This window comes from Rhizobium sp. P1_B8 (assembly GCF_056406515.1).
The window spans coordinates 104,332-123,530 of the sequence record NZ_JBFTZZ010000004.1 but is presented as its reverse complement, the minus strand read 5'-3'; the positions used below and the strand labels follow the sequence as shown (position 1 = coordinate 123,530).

The window sequence follows — 19,199 nt, the reverse complement described above, 5'->3', positions numbered from 1 at the left end:
GATAAATTATGCGGTAGGCCGCAAGGCTTTTTCCAATTTTGCCGTCGCCTGTCACAAAACCTGAAAAAAGCCGGATTATGCCCGGACATATCGATCCGCGCATCCGGCGAATCCTCTGCCACCGATCTCTCCGCCAATCTCTATGGCTAATCACGGGGCCGATCGAAAGCCTCTGGCAACGATTTCACAGTATGGTGCGCATTCGAACGGGGACGTGACAAGAAACCGCCCGGCAGGAGCGGTCATCATTCGGGGTCGGCTGTGACAATCTATCTGCCCATCGCAGAATTGTCGGTGAACATTTTCATCATTCTCGGCATGGGGGCGGCCGTCGGATTCCTGTCTGGAATGTTCGGCGTCGGCGGCGGCTTTCTCATCACCCCGCTGTTGATCTTCTACAACATCCCGCCCGTCGTCGCGGTCGCGACCGGCGCCAACCAGGTGGTGGCGTCGTCGATATCGGGCGCGATCACGCATTTCCGGCGCGGCTCGCTCGACGTCAAGCTCGGCACGGTGCTGCTGGTCGGCGGTCTTACGGGTGCGACGGTCGGCATCTGGATCTTCTCGCTGCTGCGCGCCATCGGCCAGCTCGATCTCATCATCTCGCTGATGTATGTCGTCTTCCTCGGCACCGTCGGCGGATTGATGCTGCTTGAAAGCATCAATGCCATGCGGCGAGCAGCGCGCAACGAACCGCCCGCACCGCGCAAGCCTGGCCACCAGCACTGGGTGCACAAGCTGCCGCTGAAGGTGCGTTTCAAGAAATCGAAGATCTATCTCAGCGTGATTCCAATCGTCGCACTCGGCTTTGCGATCGGCATCCTCACCTCGATCATGGGTGTCGGCGGCGGCTTCATCATGGTTCCGGCGATGATCTACCTGCTGCGCATCCCGACCAATGTCGTCGTCGGCACCTCGCTGTTCCAGATCATCTTCGTGACCGCCTATACGACGATCGTGCAGGCGGCGACGAACTTCTCCGTCGACATCGTGCTTGCCTTCATCCTGATGGTGGCCGGTGTCATCGGCGCGCAATACGGCGTGCGGGTCGGCCAGAAGCTGCGCGGCGAGCAGCTGCGCGCCCTGCTCGGCCTACTGGTGCTTGCCGTCGGCCTGCGTCTTGCAATCGCGCTGGTGGTGGCGCCGGCCGACGTCTATTCGGTGGTGATGGGAGCGGGCAACTGATGCGCCTGGCTGTTTTCGTCATCGCGTTGCTTTGCCTGCTGCCGGCCTCTGCCGGAGCCCAGTGGCTGCCGGGGCAGGCATCGGAGGCGGTCCGTGAAGGGTTGGAAATCGGCACGTCGACCAGCGAAATCGCCATCACCTCGGATTTCCACGGCGCGGATCTGACCATCTTCGGGGCGCTCTCGAATACCGACCAGTTGTTGCTGGCCGTCGGCCAATATGACGTGGTCGTGGTGCTGGAAGGCCCGCGCGAGGACGCGACGGTGCGCAAGAAGGAACGCGTCTTCGGCATCTGGGTGAACACCCGCTCGATGACCTTCGAAGCGGTGCCGCATTCCTATTCGATGTCGAGTTCGCGCATGATCGACGACATCGTGACGCCGCTTGACCTGATCGATCAGGGGATCGGCATCGACCACATTCCGCTGACGCCGGTCGGCTTCGTCGGCGACGGCAGCAATCTCGGCGAGTTCCGCGAGGCCTTCCGGCGACTGCAGCAGGGCGGCGGGCTCTATGACCGCAATCCGAGCGGCGTGCGGTTCGTTTCCTCCAACCTCTTCAAGGCGAGCCTGCGCCTGCCGGCAAATATTCCGAACGGGGTGCACAGCGTGCGCGCCTATCTGTTCAAGAGCGGCATTTTCGTGACCGAGAAATCGCTGCCGCTGCGGGTCATCAAGACCGGCATCGAGCAGACGATCACCGATGCGGCGCATGATCAGCCGATCCTCTACGGCTGTGCGGCGGTGCTGCTCGCCGTGATCACCGGCTGGGGTGCCAGCCTGATCTTCCGTAAGGACTGATCCGCCGCAAGGCGCTCAAGCGGATTTCTTCCTGAAAAATAGGCTCGGCAAGACAACCGAGCACGAGGAGCCTGCCCGGCGGCAGCTGCTTGCCCGGATGTTTTGGCGGCAGTTCATCCATGCCTCCCAAAAACCGATTGCATTTCGCTATCAGTCTATCTAGTTTCCAACCAGTTGCTAAACGCAATCGGTTTTATCTCGGTTGGCAATTCAGAAGGAGGATGGAAATGAGAAAGCTTGTTGTCTGGAACCTGATGACGCTCGATGGTTATTTCGAAGGCACGAAGCCGTGGGATATCGACTTCCACAATCTCGCCTGGGGACCTGAATTGCAGCGCGTTGCCGAACAGTTCGGGAAGGAAGGCGATCTGCTGGTATTCGGCCGCAAGACCTATGAGGGCATGGCCTCCTACTGGCCGACCGCCGAGGGCGAAGGTGAGATCAAAGCCTATATGAACGGCATCGCCAAGATCGCCGTGTCGCGGACGATGACCGAGCCCGGTTGGAACAATGCCCGTGTCGTCAGCGATCCGATCCCCGAACTGACGAGGCTGAAGCAGGAGGACGGCAAGACGATCTTCATCTTCGGCAGCGCCGAGCTTGCCGACAGCCTGCTGAAAGCGGGGCTTATCGATGAAATCAGGGTTTGCCTGGTGCCTGTCATTCTCGGCGGCGGCAATCCGCTTTTCAAACAGGCAGAGGGCCAAGTGCCGCTGAAGCTCATCGAATCCTCGACGACGGAAGGCGGCGCGGTAATCCTGCGCTACGAACCCGTCAAGGCTTAGGAGCGCTCACCCGTTGGAGTTTTGATGCGATGCCGTCCCGATGGTCAGGCCAGGGTATCGATCCCTGGTCGCACAAGAGAGCAGCCTGGGACGTTCGCATTCGACTAAAAACCGGTTTTTAACATTTACGAGTTAGTAATCTCTCGGAAACGAGAGGTTTTGTCATGCGTACTCGTATCGTTCTGACGGCCATGGGTCTCGCGCTGCTTGCCGGCTGCGCGACGGCGCCGAAGCAGACGAGGAACATCTGTGCCGTCTTCGACGAGCGCGACGGGCTTTTCTCCAGCTGGCAGAGTGCCGCCGAGCGGACGGAGAAGAAATACGGCGTGCCCGTACCGATCCTGATGGCGACGATGTATACCGAATCCGGCTTCCAGCCCTATGCGCGGCCGCCGCGCACCAAACTGTTCGGCTTCATTCCCTGGACCCGGCCTTCGACGGCCTACGGCTATTCGCAGGCTCTCGACGGGACCTGGGATCACTATCAATCGCAGACGGGGAACTGGACCGCGCGGCGGGCGAACTTCGCTGACGCGATCGATTTCATCGGCTGGTATCACTACCAGAACAGCGTGGAGACCGGCATTCCGCTGAACGATGCCTATAATCTCTATCTCGCCTATTACTCCGGGCCGACTGGATACAAACGCGGCGACTGGCGCTCGAACGGGCAGTTGCAGCAGACGGCGCAGAAGTTTGCACGGATGGCCGGGACGTATCAGCGGCAGCTGCAGGAGTGCGATTGAGGGTATTGAAGGGCGCCCGCGTAAGCCGTCCAAATATGAAGGGCACTACCCCCACAAATTCCCATACCTGACAGAATAAATCCGGTCCTTGCCGAGCAGATGCGCCACCAGCAAAGCCTTGTCGAACAGGCCCTTCATCGCCTGATGGCCGAGATCCAAACCGCCGCTCATGACGCCGAAGGCCGGCATCAGCAGGCGGGCGCCGTCGGTGGCAAAGCATGGGCGGCGGACGGATTTCTCGCGGCGGCGCACCGTCGCGGACGGATGCAGGTGGCCGGCGATTTCTCCGCTCTGCAAGCCGTTCTTCGGCTCGTGCCGAAAGGTCAGGCCGGCACAATGCATCTCGTCGGCGGATGTGCCCGGCAGATCGACGATGCCATCCGGATCATGGTTGCCATTGATCCAGATCCATTCGCGGCCGCGGGCCATATTGACGATCAGCGTGCGGAAACTCTCCGGCAGATGCTTCGAACCGATGCGGTCGTGGAAATTATCGCCGAGCGAGATGACGAGCTTCGGATCATAACGCGAGATGACGGCGGCAAGGACGGTCAGCGTCGCCAGCGTATCGTAAGGCGGCAGCATCATGCCGCGGCGGGCGAAAGCTGCGCCCTTCTCCAGATGCAGGTCGGAAACGACGAGCAGGCCGGCATCGGGCAGATAGAGGGCGCCGAGCGGATCGCAGACGGCGGCAATGCCATGGACCGATGTCTCGATGCCCGGCATGGCGGCCAGCCCTGATATGTCGCGCGCCAGCGCCAGGCGGTTCATCACGGTCGTCATTCCTAAATCGTCGTCAGGCCCAAATCGTCGGGCCCTAATTCTCATCAGGCCCAATTCTCGTCAAGCGAGCGCTTCGGCAATCAGATCGTCCGCCGCTTCGGCGAGCAGCGCGTCATGGGCCTCACCCGGCACCGCCTCGCGTCCGATTTCCAGCATCACCGGCACGGCGAGCGGGGAAATATGATCGAGAGCGCGGTGGGTGATGTGGCCCCTGATTCGTCTCAGCATATCGCCAAGACGGCCAATATCCAAAAGCCCCGTCGCCGCATCCTGCCGCGTCGCCTGCAAGAGGATGTGATCCGGCTCGTGGCTGCGCAGCACGTCGTAGATCAGATCGGCGGAGACGGTGATCTGGCGGCCGCTCTTTTCCTTGCCCGGATGACGGCGCTCGATCAAGCCGGCAATCACAGCGCAATTGCGGAAGGTGCGCTTCAACAGGAAGGATTCGTCCAGCCAGGCTTCGAGATCGTCGCCGAGCATGTCTTCGTCGAAGAGGTCGGAGAGGCTGAGCCGGCCATTGCGGATCATCAGCCCCATATCCTCGAGGCCCCAGATGGCAAGCGAATAATCGGTGGCGACGAAACCGAGCGGCTTGCCGCCTATCCGCTCCAGCCGGCGGGTCAGCAGCATGCCGAGCGTCTGGTGGGCGAGACGGCCTTCGAAGGGATAGGCGACCATATAGCCGCGGCTGCCGCGCGGGAAGGTTTCGATCAGGAACTCGTCGCGCTTCGGCAGCATCGACTTGTCGTTCTGCAGCGACAGCCAGTCGCGCACCTGATCCGGCAAGTGGCGCCAGCGATCGGGATCGGCGATCATCGCCCGCACCTGCTCGGCGAGATAGGTCGACAGCGGAAACTTGCCGCCATTATAGGAGGGGATCTTCGGATCGAGCGAAAAGGCCTGCGACGCCAGGCATTCGTTTTCGCGGATGCCCTCGAAGCGCAGCACCTTGCCGGAGAAGACGAAGGTATCGCCCGGCGACATCTGCTCGAGGAAATATTCCTCGACCTTCCCCAACGTAGCGCCGCCACGGCCGATCCTGCCGCCCTCGCCGCGCTTGACCAAGCGGATATTCAGCATCGGGCTTTCGACGATGGTGCCGAGGTTGAGGCGGTATTGTTGGGCGACCGCAGGATTGGAGACACGCCAGCGGCCCTCCTTGGTCTTGCGGATGCGGGCGTAACGCTCGTAGGTCCGCAGCGCATAACCGCCGGTCGCGACGAAATCGACGATGCGCTCGAAGGTCTCCCAGCTCAAATCGGCATAGGGCGAGGCGCTGGTGACTTCATCGTAAAGTTCCAGCATGTCGAAAGGTTCGGCGCAGGCCATGCCGAGCACATGCTGGGCGAGCACGTCGAGCGCGCCGCGGCCGACCGGCGGGGTATCCTGGGCGCCGATATAATTGGCGTCGAGGGCGGCCTGGCACTCCATGACCTCGAAGCGGTTGGCCGGCACAAGGATCGCCTTCGAGGGCTCGTCCATGCGGTGGTTGGCACGACCGATGCGCTGGGCAAGACGTGAGGCACCCTTCGGCGCACCGACATGAATGACGAGATCGACATCGCCCCAGTCGATGCCGAGATCGAGGGTGGAGGTGGCAACGACGGCGCGCAGTCGGTTTTCGGCCATCGCCGCCTCGACCTTGCGGCGCTGGGCGACATCGAGGGAGCCGTGGTGGAGCGCGATCGGCAGGTTGTCGTCATTGATCGTCCAGAGCGCCTGAAACAGCATTTCGGCCTGGCTGCGGGTGTTGACGAAAAGCAGCGTCGTGCGGTGTTCAACCAGTTGCCGGTAAACATCGGGAATGGCGTATCGGGCGGAATGGCCGGACCAGGGAATGCGCTCTTCGGTCGACAGGATCGAGATATCGGGCTTGGCGCCGCCTTCGACGACGACGAGGCCTGCATGATGCTCGCTGCCCTCTTCCTGTCCGACCAGCCATTTCTGCAGATCCATGGGTTCGGCGACAGTGGCCGACAGACCGATGGTCTTGAGGCCGGGGGCAAGGCGGCGCAGGCGGGCAAGGCCGAGCGAAAGCATATGGCCGCGCTTGGAGGTGACCAGCGAATGCAACTCGTCGAGGACGATATATTTCAGATCCTTGAAGAAGCGCTCGGCCTCCCGGTTCGCCAGAAGCAGGGCGACCTGCTCGGGCGTCGTCAGCAGAATATCCGGCGGGTTGAGCTTCTGGCGCTGACGCTTGGCGTTCGGCGTGTCGCCGGTGCGGTTTTCGACGGTGACCGGCAGGCCCATCTCCTCGACCGGCTTCATCAGGTTGCGCTCGATATCGATGGCAAGCGCCTTCAGTGGCGAGACATAGAGCGTGTGGATGCCGGTGAAGGCGGAGCCGGGCGGGATCCGGCCGCGACGGGTGAGATCGGTGAGCGAGGGCAGGAAACCGGCGAGCGTCTTGCCGGCGCCGGTCGGCGCGATCAGCAGCGTGCTTTCGCCGGCCTCGGCGCGGGCGAGCAGTTCCAGCTGATGGGCGCGCGGGCGCCAGCCCTTTTCCGCAAACCAGCGGGTAAAGGCGGCAGGAAGCAGGGCACGGGCTTCGGAATCGATCTGGTCCACGCCCTGAAACTAGTGAAACGCCGGGGAAAGAGAAGAGCGGCCAACGCATGTCGCGCAAAAGTGTGCCGCGGTTTTGCGATAACGACATGCGTAAAAACAAAGACCTAAAGTGCGATGAGCGAATCTGAAAGATCGCGACGCGCTTTAGCAATTCACATGGCGATATAGCGATCCTTGCGGTGGTTGATGGCGATCGTGAGGTTGAGAACGATCGCACCGAGCACGGAGCAGGCGATGATGAAGGGGCTTGCGACGAAGAAGGAGAGCGCCAGGATGACGCCGTCGAAGCCGAGCTGGACGAAGCCGGCGCGCCAGCCGAAGCGATCCTGGATATAGAGGGCGAGAATGCCGATGCCGCCGAGGCTGGCGCGGTGGCGGAAGAGCGCCAGCATACCGGCGCCGATGACGAGGCCGCCGAAGAGCGCACCAGCGATAGGATCGACATACGCCATGCTGATGAAGCCCGAGATGAATTCCGACAGAACCGAGGTGAGCGCGATGGCGGCGAAGGTCTTGATGGTGAAGGCAGCGCCCAAGCGGCGGAAGGCGAGATAATAGAAGGGCAGGTTCACGACGAAGAAGCAGAGGCCGAAGCTCAGGCCGGTCGCATAATGGGCGAGGAAGGCAAGGCCTGCCGTGCCGCCGGCAAGCAGCCCCGCGCCGGAGAGAAGCGATACGCCGAGCACGGCGAGCATGCTGCCGGCGACAATGCCCTGGGCGTCGTCCAGCAGCGAGTGACGATCGGCGCTGGAATTCAGAAGGCCTGCGAAAGCGTTGGATGCCATGTTGTTCCCCTGTCGGCTTTGCCGTCTTCTATCCGGGGTCAGGATAAAGGCAAGTGGCAAGCAACGAGGACACCTCTTGACAGCCGGCATAATCGTGGATATTTTTTATCCACGAATTGAGGAGGCCAGGTGCATGAAGATGGGCGATGGGGTCGAGCAGGCCATTCACAGCGTTGCGATGCTTTCCGGCCTTTCCGAAGGCGGTGTGCTTTCGGCCGCCGCGCTGGCGGAATTCCACGGCGTTTCGACAAGCTATCTGCTGAAGCATCTGCAGGCGCTGTCTGGCGCCGGCATCCTCGATACGGTTCCGGGGCCGAAGGGCGGATATCGGCTGGCGAAGGCGCCGAAGGAGATTTCGTTGCTCGACATCGTGCTCGCGGTCGAGGGGTCTGCGCCGGCGTTCCGCTGCGCCGAAATCCGCCAGCGCGGGCCGAACCCGGTCTCCGATCGCTTGTTCGCCCAGCCCTGCACCATCAACGCGGCGATGCTGAAAGCCGAACGGGTCTATCGCGCCGAACTCGCCAAGACGAGCCTCGCCGATATCGGCATTGAACTTACCGCCGTCGACGACGGAACGATCGCAGCTAGAGGCTGCGCCTTCCTTGAAATCCATGAACGCAAGACGGCTCGTTGAGCCACCATCAAAGGAGAAAGACATGCAACCACGTTTCAACTTCGCCAAAGCCGCCCCCGATGCCTACAAGGCTGTCGCCGCGCTCGAGCAATATGTCCAGTCCTCCGGGCTGGAGCGTCGCTTCATCCACCTGATCAAGCTGCGCGCTTCGCAGATCAATGGCTGTGCCTATTGCGTCGACATGCATGTGAAGGAAGCCCGCCACGATGGGCTCAGCGAACAATGGATCAACCTGATGTGCGTCTGGCGGGAATCGCCGGTCTATGACGCCCGCGAACGGGCGCTGCTCGGCTGGGTGGATTCGGTCACCAATATCGCCAAGACAGGCGCGCCTGATGCCGACTACGAGACGCTGAAGGCGCATTTTTCTGAAGAAGAAATGACGAAGATCACGGTGGCGATTGGCGCCATCAACATCTGGAACCGGCTTGCCGTCGGCTTCCGCTCGCAGCATCCGCTCGATGCTGCAACGAAGGCAGCCTGAGATATCTGCTGAGAGGGAAATCATCCTTGCAACCGACCCGAAAATCTCGGGTCGGTCGAATATCGGATCATTCGTGATCCCGAGTGGCCCGTACGGCAACGGCGTCAAACCGATTGCCCGGGAGGTCGATGCTGTTGAATATGTCTCGGACGACTTTCGCAATTTCTTCTGCGGAAGCGCCCCTTGGCGTATTCTTCCTGCATACGGCGTCTGACAAGTTTTTCCAAATCTGACATAGTTCACGTCATCAAATCCGGCGCGAGATGAGTTTCGCGCCGAGACCGATCACAGGCAAGTTACGTTTTATTTAGAATGGCTTACCGATTGGTAATGTTAGAGCATGTCGCGCAAAAGTGTGCGGCGGTTTTGCGATAACGACATGCGTAAAGCTAAAGCGCGATGTAGCGATCAGCCCGGTGATTGATGGCAACGAAGAGGTTGAGGACGACGGCGCCGAGCACGGAATAGAAGACGACAGGCGGCGTGGTGACGAAGAAGGCGGCGGCGAGCACGCACATGTCGATGGCGAGCTGGACGAGGCCGGCTCGGATGCCGAAACGTTCCTGCAGGTAGATGCCGAGAATGCCGACACCGCCGAGGCTGGCGCGGTGGCGATAGAGCGCCAGCAGGCCGAAGCCGAGCAGCAGGCCGCCGAGAAGGGCCGCCCAGGCCGGATGGATGCTCGAAATGGACAGGAAGCGCGACTGCACATCGGCAATCACCGAGGTCAGGCCGATGGCGATGAAGGTCTTGACGGTGAAGGCCATGCCGAGGCGCTTCCACGAGAGATAGAAGAACGGCAGGTTGAGCAGGAAGAAGGCAAGGCCGAAATTGACGCCGAAGGCATAATGCAGGAGGAAGGCCACGCCGGCGGTGCTGCCGGTGAGAAGGCCGGCGCTGGCGAGCACATAGAGGCCGAGAGCGGCAACCAGGCTGCCGGAGAATATGCCCTGCACGTCTTCGATCGGGGTGTGGCGCGTCGCAGTCGTATTCCAGAAGCCAAGGGCATTGATGAGCTGTGTCATGTCGCCAGTCTCCACGGCAGACGATTTTAAAAAACGCGCTGGGAGAGACCCGGGCGCAACGGAATTTTGCATAATGAAAGAAGCCGGAGCGCCTCGGCGATAATTGCCGGGCATCTCTGCAGATGCAGTGCAATATCGGGTTTTTCGGTCTTCCGATCAAGCAAAATAGGTAAGCAATGCTGACCTATTAAAAAATCGCAAGAAATGTTCGCTCACGCTGGTTTGCGCGTAAGGAACAGAATGCCGGAAACCGGTTTTCCGCCATCTTTGCGAATGACCGACTTGACGATCTCCAGGATTTCCAGTTCGTGTCGGGCAAGAAGCATCCTGACATAGCTTTCCGAATGGGCGTAACGCAGCGACGGGGCGAGATGAAAACCGTCGCCGTCCCCTGCATCCTCGACGGAAAAGGCGATATCGGCGCCTGATGCAGCGAGATCTCCGACGATGGCAAAGACGCTCTCGAGATTGCCGAGATACATCAGCACATCGGCTGCCGTCACCAGATCGGCGCGATGGCGCGTGGCATCCGCAAAGACGCCGGAGAGCTCGGGCGCGAGCGAGAGATCGGCCTGGGCAAGACTGTCATAGACCCGTTTCTCGGCGGCCTTCGCGAGCATGTTCTGCGAGAGGTCGAAGCCTTCAAGGCGGTCGACATTGGCGCGGATCTCCGGGCCAAGCAGACCGGTACCGCAGCCGAGATCGATGGCGTGTTCGTAGCGCCTGCCGGTGGAGGCGATGAGCGCTGCGAGCTTCTGCGGGACGTTGTAGTCGAGCTTGTCGACAAGGGCTGATTCGAAACGGTCGGCATAGTCGTCGAAGAGGCGCTCGACATAGCGGCTCGGCGGCTGATCGGGCGTGGCCGCGTAGCCGAGAAGGGCAAGCTTGAGGGCGGCACCGAACATGTCTTCGGGATCGAGGGCAAGCGTCTTGCGATAGGCCTCGATCGCGGCTTCGCCCCTGCCCGCCTTTTCGCGATAGGTGGCGAGGCGATACCAGCCGGCGGCCCAGGCGGGCACGAGTTCGAGGGCCTGTTCCATCAGCTCAGCGGCCGCTTCCGGCTCGCCGCCTTCTTCAAGCATCCTGGCATAATCGGCGCGGCGGTCGGCGATAACGTCGCCTGAGGAAAGCTGGTGGGGCTGCATCAATGGACCTAATTGGTTGGCCCGCATTTGGCGGCGGCCACAAAAAAACTCAAGTCCTATTTCAGAGGCGAAGCGGCCAATTCCGGAAAGGGCTTGCGGGCGGCACGCCGCGACCTTATTCCAAGGGCAAACAGGAGATGGCTTATGTCCGATCAGGCGAACAGGTTCCTCGGCGATTCGCTCGCCCGCACATTGATAAAGCTTGTCGTGGTGTCGCTGATCGTCGGTTTCGTCATGACCGTCTTCGGCCTGACGCCGTGGAGCATCATCGACGGCGTCCGCGACTTCATCCTGGAAATCTGGCACCGGGGCTTCTCGGCCCTCGGGCGCGTCGGCGACTACCTCATCCTCGGCGCGACGATCGTCATCCCGCTCTTCGTCATCCTTCGTCTTTTCAGCTACCGCCGGTAACATGACATCCATCGATCTTTCCAGGCGCGGCCTGTTGCGCCTTTCCGGACTTGCACTCGCCGCCGGCATCGCCGGTTGCACCACGACCCCGCGGATGGCCGGCACGCCTTCCGACGGCGAGGACGAGACGGCGAGCGTGCTGCCGCTCGTCAACCAGCTGCGGGCGAAGCACGGCCTGCCGCCGCTTGCCGCCGATCCGGCGGCGAGCACTGCCGCCCTGTTCCAGGCGAAACGCATGGCGAGCGCCGGCAAGATGGCACATTTGATGGGGATGACCGACAGTTTCGGCGCGCGCGTCAAGGCGAGCGGCGTGCGGCTGCCGGCGGCGGAAAACATCGCCTCCGGCCAGCAGAGCGTCGATGCCGTGGTGACGGCCTGGATCAACTCGCCGCACCACCTGGAAAACATGCTGGGACGTTATGACGGCCTTGGCGTCGCCGTCGCCCATAATACATCTTCCAGAAACCTGCCCTATTGGGCCATGGTGCTTTCCAGCTGAGGTGATTCCGCCTGCAGCAGTTCAAGTGATGCAGCGTCTGTTGCGCGTCTAACGACGCTTGGCGCTGCCGCGACGAGGCCGGCATGGATACACGCAGCAATCACAACGCGCTTGCTTTTGACGTGACGCACCGGCTGGTGCTGGCGATCGCCATTCCGATGACGCTCGGCTTCATGACGACGCCGCTGCTCGGGCTGACGAACACCGCCGTGGTCGGCCGTATGGGCAATGCGGAAGCGCTGGCCGGGCTGGCGATCGGCGCCATGCTCTTCGATCTGATCCTCGGCAGCTTCAACTTCCTGCGCGCCTCGACCACAGGCCTGACGGCCCAGGCCTATGGCCGTCGCGACCAGCACGAGCAGCAGGCGGTCTTCTCCAGGGCGATGATTTCGGCGCTCGGCTGCGGACTGGCGCTGCTCTGTCTTTCGCCGCTGCTGATGGCGGCGGGGTTGAGGCTGATGGGGGCGGAAGGAGCGATCGCCGAGGCAACCGGCACCTATTTCTCGATCCGCATGCTGGCAGCACCCGCAGCGCTGGCGAATTACGCCATCCTCGGCTTCGTGCTCGGGCGCGGACAGGGCAATATCGGACTGCTGCTGCAGGCGATCATCAACGGCATCAACATCCTGCTTTCGATCTATCTCGGCCTGACGCTCGATTGGGGCGTGGCGGGGGTCGCCTGGGGAACGATGGCCGGCGAAACCGTCGGCGCGCTCGCCGGGTTTTTCATCGTGCTGCGCGGCTTCGGCAAGGCAGCGCGGCCGGCATGGTCCGAAGTCTTTTCCCGGCACCGGCTGGCCGAGCTTTTTGCGCTCAATCGCGACATCCTGATCCGCACCTTCGTGCTGATCGGCGCCTTCACCATCATGACGCGGATCGGCACCAGCTTCGGCGCGGTGACGCTTGCCGCCAATGCCGTGGTGATGAATTTCTTCCTGCTGTCCGGCTATTATCTCGACGGGCTTGCCAATGCCGCCGAACAGATCATTGGCCGGGCAATCGGCGCACATTACCGGCCGGCCTTCGACCGCGGGCTGAAGCTGACGACCTTGTGGTCCTTCGGACTGGCGGCGATCGGCTCCGCCTTCTTCTTCCTCGCCGGACCCTGGCTGATCTCGGTGCTGACGACCTCACCCGAGGTACGGCAGGCGGCCGAAACCTATCTGCCCTGGGCGGCGGTGACGGGACTGACCGGCGCGCTAGCCTTCCTGATGGACGGGGTCTTCATCGGCGCCACGTGGTCGGCCGACATGCGCAACCGGATGCTGATATCTTTTGCCGGCTATCTCTTGATGCTCGCGGTCTTCGTGCCGCTCTTCGGCAATCACGGCCTGTGGCTTGGTATGAACGCCTTCCTGCTCTTCCGCGGTTTCTTCCTGGCGATGCTGGTGCGGTCGCGGGCCGATCAGACCTTCCGCGCCGCCCAATAATCCAGCCGGGTATCGCGCAGGTCGCGGATCGAGGCGGCTTTTTCGCGGTCCAGCAGTTTCGAGAGGCCGCGGACGATATCGCCGGCCAAGCCGGGGCCTTCATAGACCATACAGGAATAGAGCTGGACCAGATCGGCACCCGCCCTGATCTTCTCCAGCGCCGTCTCGGCCGAGGAGACGCCACCGACGCCGATGATCGGCAGATCAGGGCCGACGCGCTTGCGCATCCTGGCGAGCACGGCCGTCGACTTTTCGAATAGCGGCACGCCGGAAAGGCCGCCCGCCTCCTTCGCCTGCCGCTGATCCTTGAGGCCATCGCGCGACAGCGTGGTGTTGGAGACGATCAGGCCGTCGAGCGCATGCGAGAGCACTTCCGCGGCGATATCGTCCATGCCTTCCTCGGTCAGATCAGGCGCGATCTTCAGAAAGACCGGGATCTTCCGGCCTGTTGTCGCCGTCATCTCATCGCGCGCCGCAAGCACTGATGACAGCAGTACCGCAAGGCTTTCGCGCCCCTGCAGGTCGCGTAGGCCGGGGGTGTTCGGCGAGGAGATGTTGGCGGTGAAATAGCGCGCGACGGAATAAAAGCGGCGGATGCCGGCGACATAGTCGGCGATGCGATCCTCGCTGTCCTTGTTGGCGCCGATATTGACGCCGATCATGCCACCGCCGCTTAGCGCGGCGAGGCGCCCGAAGGCGGCATCATGGCCTTCATTGTTGAAGCCGAGACGGTTGATGACGCCTTCATCCTCCACCAGGCGGAAGATGCGCGGGCGCGGATTGCCGGATTGCGGCTTCGGCGTCACCGTGCCGATCTCGGTGAAGCCGAAGCCGAGCTTCAGCAGCGCCTCCGGCACCTCGGCATTCTTGTCGTAGCCTGCGGCCATGCCGAGCGGATTTTCGAAGGTAAGGCCGGCAACGGTCTGGCGCAGGCGCGGATCGGGCGTGAGCTGGCAGGCGGGCACGAGGCCGGATTTCAAGGCGGCGATCGACATGCCGTGCGCCGTTTCCGGATCGAACAGGAAGAGACCCTTGCGGGCGAGACGCTTGAAGGGATCGATCATGGCTGCAGCTCCGGGAAAATATGGGCGCCGGCTTCGTCGAGCGGCAGCGGCGCCTCCCATAGCACGGTTGCAAGCGGCAGGTCGGCGTAGAGATGTGGGAAGAGATCGCCGCCGCGCGAGGGCTCAAAGACCAGCTTGTCGCCAAAGCCGCGGCCATCGACGGCAATCAGTAGCAGGCCGGACTGGCCGGCAAAGTGCAGGGCAGCGGTCTGCTTCATCTGGTCCGCCGTCGAGAAATGGATGAAGCCATCTTGGAGATCGATGCCGGCGCCATGAAAAATGCCGGTTTGTCTGGCTTGCTGCCAGAGCGTTTCCGTCACGATCTTGTAAAGGGTCGGTGTCAGGGTCATCATGGCCTCACGATGGGCTGTTCCTTGGTCACGAGGGCTTTGCCGGAAAGAGGCGGCGATGTCCACGCCCCGGCGCGAAAAACGGGACCGCCACAAGCAAAATCCGGAGGATGAGACGATGAAGGTTTTGATTCTGACGCTTGGCGTTTTTCTCATGCCGTTGGCGGCCGCGGCGGCCGAACCCGATGCCGGCCGCTTCCAGCTGGAGAAGAGCGGCGATCATTTCGTCCGGCTCGACCGGCAGACCGGGGCCATGTCGATCTGCCAGGACAAGGACGGCGCCCTCGTCTGCCGGATGGCAGCCGACGAGCGGGCGGCCTATGAGGACGAACTCGACCGGCTGGCAAAGCGGGTGACGGCGCTCGAACAGGGCAATGTCGCCCAGCGCGCGCTGCCGAGCGACGCCGAGGTCGACCGTTCGATCAGCATCATGGAGCGGATGATGAAGAGTTTCATGGGGATGGTGAAGGAGTTCCAGGCTGAGGAAAACACCAATCCCCTTCCGCAGAAGACCTGATCTGATATAGTCATGTCAGCAAGCCGACATGCAACGCGGAGGGATGGCGTCGCATGCAAGGCATGATCGGGCTCTTGGGAGGGAGTTTTCGATGCAGGAACAGACCATCATAATTGCGGACGATCATCCGCTTTTCCGCGACGCGCTGCGCCAGGCAGTGATCGGCATGGAAGGCCGGCAGTCGATCGTCGAGGCCGGCGATTTCGCTGCCGCACGTCGAGCGGCAGGCGCGCATGCGGACGCCGACTTGATGCTGCTCGACCTCGCCATGCCCGGGGTCAGCGGCTTTTCCGGCCTGATGGCCTTGCGCTCAGAATTTGCCAGCCTGCCAATCGTCATTGTGTCGGCAACCGATGACGCGACGACCATCCGCCGGGCGCTGGAACTCGGCGCTTCCGGCTTCATTTCGAAATCCTCCGGCATCGAGGATATTCGTCGCAGCATCCAGACGGTGCTTGCCGGCGACATCGCCACGCCGGAAAGCTATCGCGACGGCCAGGAGCAGGATCCCGATGTCGCCGACCTGATCCACCGCCTGCATACGCTGACGCCGCAGCAGAGCCGGGTGCTGACCATGCTTGGCGAAGGGCTGCTGAACAAGCAGATCGCCTACGAACTCGGCGTCTCCGAGGCGACGATCAAGGCGCATGTCTCGGCGATCCTGTTGAAACTCGATGTCGACAGCCGGACGCAGGCGGTGATCCAGCTCGGCAAGATCAACATGGCGATGGTCGCCTGAGCGCAGCATGCGATAACAGGATTTTATTCCTCTTCTATCTTTACTCGGGCGGCGCGGTCGGTTAATATTCCGCCGGGTTGGAGCGCGGCGTTGAATGAGCCGCGACGGAATCGCGCATGCTGTCACACGACCAGATCTGGGAAGCGCTCGACAGGCTTGCCGAACGGCACGAGCTGACGCCATCCGGACTTGCGCGCCGCGCCGGCCTCGACCCGACCTCCTTCAACAAATCGAAACGGCTTTCCGCCGATGGGCGGCTGCGCTGGCCCTCGACGGAATCGATCGCCAAGGTGCTCGACGCCACAGGGGCGAGCATGGAGCAGTTTATGGCCTTCATGCGGCCGGATGCCGGCTCGGGACAGCAGGAAGGCGCATTTCCTCAGCGAGGCGGCTCCATTCCGCTGCTCGGCTTCGCGCAGGCGGGCGCCGGCGGCTTCTTCGACGATGGCGGTTTTCCGGCCGGCCAGGGCTGGGACGTGGTGGAATTTCCAGCCGCCCCGGCACAGAAATCAGGCGTCTATGCACTAGAGGTGCAGGGCGAGAGCATGATGCCGCTCTACCGCGACGGCGATGTGTTGATCGTCGAGCCGGGGGCGCAGGTGCGCCGCAACGACCGCGTCGTCGTGCGCACAAACGAGGGCGAGGTGATGGCCAAGGTGCTGCTGCGCCAGAGCCCGCGATCGATCGAGCTGATGTCGCTCAATCCCGAACATCCCAACCGCATCCTCGAGCTTTCCGACGTCGCCTGGATCGCCCGCATCATCTGGGCCAGCCAATAGGAAGATATTCCATGCGCCCTGCCGCCTTCATTACAGGTATCACGGGGATGGTAGTGGTGGTCGGCCTGCTGATGGCGGGCGAAGCAAGACTTGGCGGCGGCACGGCCGGCGAAGAGACGGCGTCCGCAGGGGAGACGGCGACAGCACTAGCGGATGCGGCCCCCGAGGCCAGCGAACCCGCGACGATGTCGGACGACCGTGCCGAAATGATTGCTCGCTCAGTCGAACCGACGGCCCCACTCGCTCCAGACCCAGGCGACGGGGTGACATCCAAACCGGCCGCTCTGCCGCAACAAGCGGAGACGGCAGCCGGGAAAACGGGAGGTCCGGCGACGAAAAAGGCGATGGAGCTGGCACGGCCGGCCGTCGACAATGCCGGCATCCTTTCCTTTGGCGAGCGCAGGCTTCAGCTTGCCGGCATCGTGCCGACGCCGGTCGACAGGATTTGCGGGCCGGCGGATCGGCAATGGCCCTGCGGCATGATGGCGAAGACGGCGCTGCGCCTGCTGTTGCGCAACCGCAGCGTCACCTGCGACCTCGAGAGTGCGGAATGGAAGGAAACGGCGACGACTGCCTGCCGGCTCGGCACACAGGATCTCGGCTCATGGCTTGCCGAAAACGGCTGGGCGGAAGCAGCGGCGGGTTCGCCGCTTAGGGAGATCGCCGAGACGGCCAGGCAGGCCAGAAAAGGCATTTACGGCGACGATCCGCGCCGCAAATGAACCGGCAGCCTTGGCAAGCGATCGGACAGCCCGGATCGGGCCGATCCCTTGTAATGGCTGTCGCCAATTCCTAATCTGGGCTGATCGAAAAAGGAATCAGAGATGAATAAGCCGCTTTCCGCCCATGATGCGCTGATCTACGTGATGGTGATGGCATCCGCCGTCGACAGCACGATGAACGACAGGGAACTGGAGAGGATCGGCCAACTGATCGGATTCCTGCCTGTTTTCCGGGATTTCGATGACGACAAGCTGATTGCGGTGGCGCGCGACTGCGCCTCGCTGCTCGCCGGGCCGGAGGGCCTCGACGTCGTGCTGGAAACCGTGCGCGACACCCTGCCCGCAAAACTTTACGACACGGCCTATGCGCTGGCCGTCGAGGTGGCATCCGCCGATCTCTCGGTCAAGGCGGAGGAATTGCGGCTGCTCAGCCTGCTGCGCGACCGGCTCGGCCTCGACAAGCTCACCTGCGCGGCAATCGAGCGCAGTGCGATTGCCCGGTTCCGCAAAGGCTAAAGGCTAAAGCGCGTCTCGCGTCTTTTAGCGGCTTCAATAGAGCCCGTAGGGAAAGTAGCGCAGATAGATTTCCTGGAGGCGGCCGTTGCGCGACAGCGTGGCGAGCGCGTGGTCGATGGCGGATGTCAGCACACTGTCCTTCTGCCGCAGCATGATTGTCATGCCCTCGCCGAGAAATTGCTCGGAGAGATAGGGACCGTCGAACAGCGCGCAGCATTTTGCCGAGGCCGGCGAAGAGACCCAGAAGGAAAGCTGCAGCGCATCGGCAAAGGCGGCATCGACCTTGCGATCCTTGAGCGCCGCCAGCAGGGCGTCCTTTGTGTCAAATGGCTCGGCCTTGATCGCCGGGAAGAAGGCTGCCAGCATTGCCTCGTGCACCGTCCCTCTGACCACACCGACCGGATGTTTCGACAGGGCGGCAGCGGTCTTTCCGTCGAGCGGCACGGCGAGATTGCGCACGAAGCGCGCCGGCAGCATCAGGTAAGGTCTGGAAAAGACGAATTGCCGGCGCAACTCCGGGGTCACGGCAAAACCGGCGATGACGGCATCGCCCTGCGAGGCGGCGAGCGCATCCCTGAGGTCGGCGAAGGGGAGTGCCTGGATCTGGCACTTGTCTGAAATCTCCAGCTCGCTGCAGATTTCGCGGGCGAGGTCGACATTGAAGCCGGAGAGCTTGCCGTTCTGATCGGTGAAATTGAAGGGCGGGAAATCGACCGACGTCAGGAAGCGCAAGCGCACCAGCGAGGAGAGATCGGGCCTGGCAAGACGTTCGCGTGCATCGAAGAGCAGCGGCAGCGAGGGGGACGCCTGCTGGGCGGATGCGGCCAAATTCGAAAGAAGCACGCCGAGAAACAGGCCGAACGCGAGAAAACCCTTCAGAGTCAGGGATGCTAGCTTGGATTGCATCATCGTGATCTTGGTCTCTGGGTTGAGCGCGAAGCATTGCGGCGTCGGCGAGATGTATCAGAGTCATGCGTGGTGGGGAATATGCGTGGAGGTGAGCCGGATCGTGCTGAGGGCACGTCCCCTCGCCCCGTTTTTTACGCGGAGAGGGTTAGGCTGTGGGCAGACATCGGCGTGGACCGACAGCCGTGGCAACGCACCCGAGACGACAATTCAGCCCCTAAAAATCACAGTCATCCGCGGCCCTCTGTTAGCGCGGAATTAAAGAATATCGCCTTTATTTGTCGCGACGACATCGGACCCCGCCAGCCGATCGCATGATGCAA

General features: G+C 62.3%; 22 protein-coding genes. 14 read left to right on the top strand and 8 right to left on the bottom strand.

Annotation, left to right across the window (positions count from 1 at the left end):
* Window positions 1-261: 261 nt before the first annotated feature.
* From AC1D2N_RS07475 to AC1D2N_RS07460, 4 genes are all read left to right on the top strand, one after another.
* Window positions 262-1,185 carry a sulfite exporter TauE/SafE family protein gene (locus tag AC1D2N_RS07475; protein WP_017966911.1) on the top strand — a complete coding sequence of 308 codons (924 nt, stop codon included), beginning with the start codon at window positions 262-264 and terminating at the stop codon, window positions 1,183-1,185.
* The gene (locus tag AC1D2N_RS07470; protein WP_028731548.1) at window positions 1,185-1,985 is read left to right on the top strand and encodes a TIGR02186 family protein; all 801 of its coding nucleotides are present in this window, start codon (window positions 1,185-1,187) and stop codon (window positions 1,983-1,985) included. Before AC1D2N_RS07475 ends, AC1D2N_RS07470 begins: the two co-directional genes overlap by 1 nt.
* Window positions 1,986-2,212: 227 nt before the next feature.
* Complete coding sequence (locus tag AC1D2N_RS07465; RefSeq protein ID WP_026188614.1) at window positions 2,213-2,770, top strand: dihydrofolate reductase family protein; 558 nt, start codon at window positions 2,213-2,215, stop codon at window positions 2,768-2,770.
* A 164-nt stretch (window positions 2,771-2,934) separates the two neighbouring features.
* Window positions 2,935-3,516 carry a transglycosylase SLT domain-containing protein gene (locus tag AC1D2N_RS07460; protein ID WP_018447621.1) on the top strand — a complete coding sequence of 194 codons (582 nt, stop codon included), beginning with the start codon at window positions 2,935-2,937 and terminating at the stop codon, window positions 3,514-3,516.
* Window positions 3,517-3,561: 45 nt separating this feature from the next.
* On the opposite strand, the gene pdeM is transcribed toward AC1D2N_RS07460, so the two are convergent.
* The 3 genes from pdeM to AC1D2N_RS07445 all read right to left on the bottom strand — a co-directional run bounded on the left by pdeM (window position 3,562) and on the right by AC1D2N_RS07445 (window position 7,655).
* On the bottom strand, window positions 3,562-4,287 hold the full coding sequence (gene pdeM / locus AC1D2N_RS07455; protein WP_477981086.1) for a ligase-associated DNA damage response endonuclease PdeM: 726 nt from the start codon (window positions 4,285-4,287) through the stop codon (window positions 3,562-3,564).
* Window positions 4,288-4,359: 72 nt separating this feature from the next.
* A complete protein-coding gene (locus AC1D2N_RS07450; protein ID WP_028731551.1) occupies window positions 4,360-6,870 on the bottom strand; it encodes a ligase-associated DNA damage response DEXH box helicase in 2,511 nt (836 codons plus the stop codon).
* Window positions 6,871-7,022: 152 nt separating this feature from the next.
* On the bottom strand, window positions 7,023-7,655 hold the full coding sequence (locus tag AC1D2N_RS07445; RefSeq protein WP_130651682.1) for a YitT family protein: 633 nt from the start codon (window positions 7,653-7,655) through the stop codon (window positions 7,023-7,025).
* A gap of 133 nt (window positions 7,656-7,788) precedes the next feature.
* Here AC1D2N_RS07445 and AC1D2N_RS07440 point away from each other — a divergent pair, with 133 nt between their 5' ends.
* On the top strand, window positions 7,789-8,289 hold the full coding sequence (locus tag AC1D2N_RS07440) for an RrF2 family transcriptional regulator (RefSeq protein ID WP_130651681.1): 501 nt from the start codon (window positions 7,789-7,791) through the stop codon (window positions 8,287-8,289).
* Between the two features lie 22 nt (window positions 8,290-8,311).
* Window positions 8,312-8,773, top strand: a complete 462-nt coding sequence (locus AC1D2N_RS07435; protein ID WP_018072447.1) for a carboxymuconolactone decarboxylase family protein — start codon at window positions 8,312-8,314, stop codon at window positions 8,771-8,773.
* A gap of 389 nt (window positions 8,774-9,162) precedes the next feature.
* Here the strand turns inward: AC1D2N_RS07435 and AC1D2N_RS07430 are convergent, their stop codons facing one another.
* Window positions 9,163-9,798: a YitT family protein gene (locus tag AC1D2N_RS07430; protein WP_020493417.1), complete on the bottom strand. Its 636-nt coding sequence runs from the start codon at window positions 9,796-9,798 to the stop codon at window positions 9,163-9,165.
* Window positions 9,799-10,010: 212 nt separating this feature from the next.
* Window positions 10,011-10,943 (bottom strand): class I SAM-dependent DNA methyltransferase, encoded by a 933-nt coding sequence (locus tag AC1D2N_RS07425; protein WP_130651680.1) that lies wholly within the window; start codon window positions 10,941-10,943, stop codon window positions 10,011-10,013.
* Window positions 10,944-11,087: 144 nt separating this feature from the next.
* Between AC1D2N_RS07425 and AC1D2N_RS07420 the strand changes: the two genes are divergently transcribed.
* From AC1D2N_RS07420 to AC1D2N_RS07410, 3 genes are all read left to right on the top strand, one after another.
* Window positions 11,088-11,354: a DUF6460 domain-containing protein gene (locus AC1D2N_RS07420; protein ID WP_130651679.1), complete on the top strand. Its 267-nt coding sequence runs from the start codon at window positions 11,088-11,090 to the stop codon at window positions 11,352-11,354.
* Window position 11,355: 1 nt separating this feature from the next.
* Window positions 11,356-11,853, top strand: a complete 498-nt coding sequence (locus AC1D2N_RS07415; protein ID WP_018244663.1) for a CAP domain-containing protein — start codon at window positions 11,356-11,358, stop codon at window positions 11,851-11,853.
* Between the two features lie 83 nt (window positions 11,854-11,936).
* Window positions 11,937-13,283 (top strand): MATE family efflux transporter, encoded by a 1,347-nt coding sequence (locus AC1D2N_RS07410; RefSeq protein ID WP_130651678.1) that lies wholly within the window; start codon window positions 11,937-11,939, stop codon window positions 13,281-13,283.
* On the opposite strand, the gene AC1D2N_RS07405 is transcribed toward AC1D2N_RS07410, so the two are convergent.
* Together AC1D2N_RS07405 and AC1D2N_RS07400 are read right to left on the bottom strand one after the other, a co-directional pair.
* Window positions 13,259-14,347 (bottom strand): quinone-dependent dihydroorotate dehydrogenase, encoded by a 1,089-nt coding sequence (locus AC1D2N_RS07405; protein WP_112905895.1) that lies wholly within the window; start codon window positions 14,345-14,347, stop codon window positions 13,259-13,261. The two genes, AC1D2N_RS07410 and AC1D2N_RS07405, sit on opposite strands and share 25 nt — an antisense overlap.
* Entirely contained in the window at window positions 14,344-14,697 is a 354-nt protein-coding gene (locus tag AC1D2N_RS07400; RefSeq protein ID WP_130651677.1) for a DUF952 domain-containing protein, read from the bottom strand. Before AC1D2N_RS07400 ends, AC1D2N_RS07405 begins: the two co-directional genes overlap by 4 nt.
* A gap of 118 nt (window positions 14,698-14,815) precedes the next feature.
* Here AC1D2N_RS07400 and AC1D2N_RS07395 point away from each other — a divergent pair, with 118 nt between their 5' ends.
* From AC1D2N_RS07395 to AC1D2N_RS07375, 5 genes are all read left to right on the top strand, one after another.
* Window positions 14,816-15,214 carry a hypothetical protein gene (locus AC1D2N_RS07395; protein ID WP_047617687.1) on the top strand — a complete coding sequence of 133 codons (399 nt, stop codon included), beginning with the start codon at window positions 14,816-14,818 and terminating at the stop codon, window positions 15,212-15,214.
* Between the two features lie 91 nt (window positions 15,215-15,305).
* The gene (locus AC1D2N_RS07390) at window positions 15,306-15,953 is read left to right on the top strand and encodes a response regulator (RefSeq protein WP_003545225.1); all 648 of its coding nucleotides are present in this window, start codon (window positions 15,306-15,308) and stop codon (window positions 15,951-15,953) included.
* Between the two features lie 116 nt (window positions 15,954-16,069).
* On the top strand, window positions 16,070-16,732 hold the full coding sequence (locus AC1D2N_RS07385) for a S24 family peptidase (RefSeq protein ID WP_018244658.1): 663 nt from the start codon (window positions 16,070-16,072) through the stop codon (window positions 16,730-16,732).
* A gap of 11 nt (window positions 16,733-16,743) precedes the next feature.
* Entirely contained in the window at window positions 16,744-17,454 is a 711-nt protein-coding gene (locus tag AC1D2N_RS07380; RefSeq protein ID WP_130651676.1) for a thermonuclease family protein, read from the top strand.
* A 102-nt stretch (window positions 17,455-17,556) separates the two neighbouring features.
* Window positions 17,557-17,970, top strand: a complete 414-nt coding sequence (locus tag AC1D2N_RS07375; RefSeq protein ID WP_018072434.1) for a tellurite resistance TerB family protein — start codon at window positions 17,557-17,559, stop codon at window positions 17,968-17,970.
* A gap of 33 nt (window positions 17,971-18,003) precedes the next feature.
* Here AC1D2N_RS07375 and AC1D2N_RS07370 read toward each other — a convergent pair whose 3' ends face one another.
* Window positions 18,004-18,879, bottom strand: coding sequence for a transporter substrate-binding domain-containing protein (locus tag AC1D2N_RS07370; RefSeq protein WP_065275818.1), 876 nt, complete (start codon window positions 18,877-18,879; stop codon window positions 18,004-18,006).
* Window positions 18,880-19,199 lie beyond the last annotated feature (320 nt).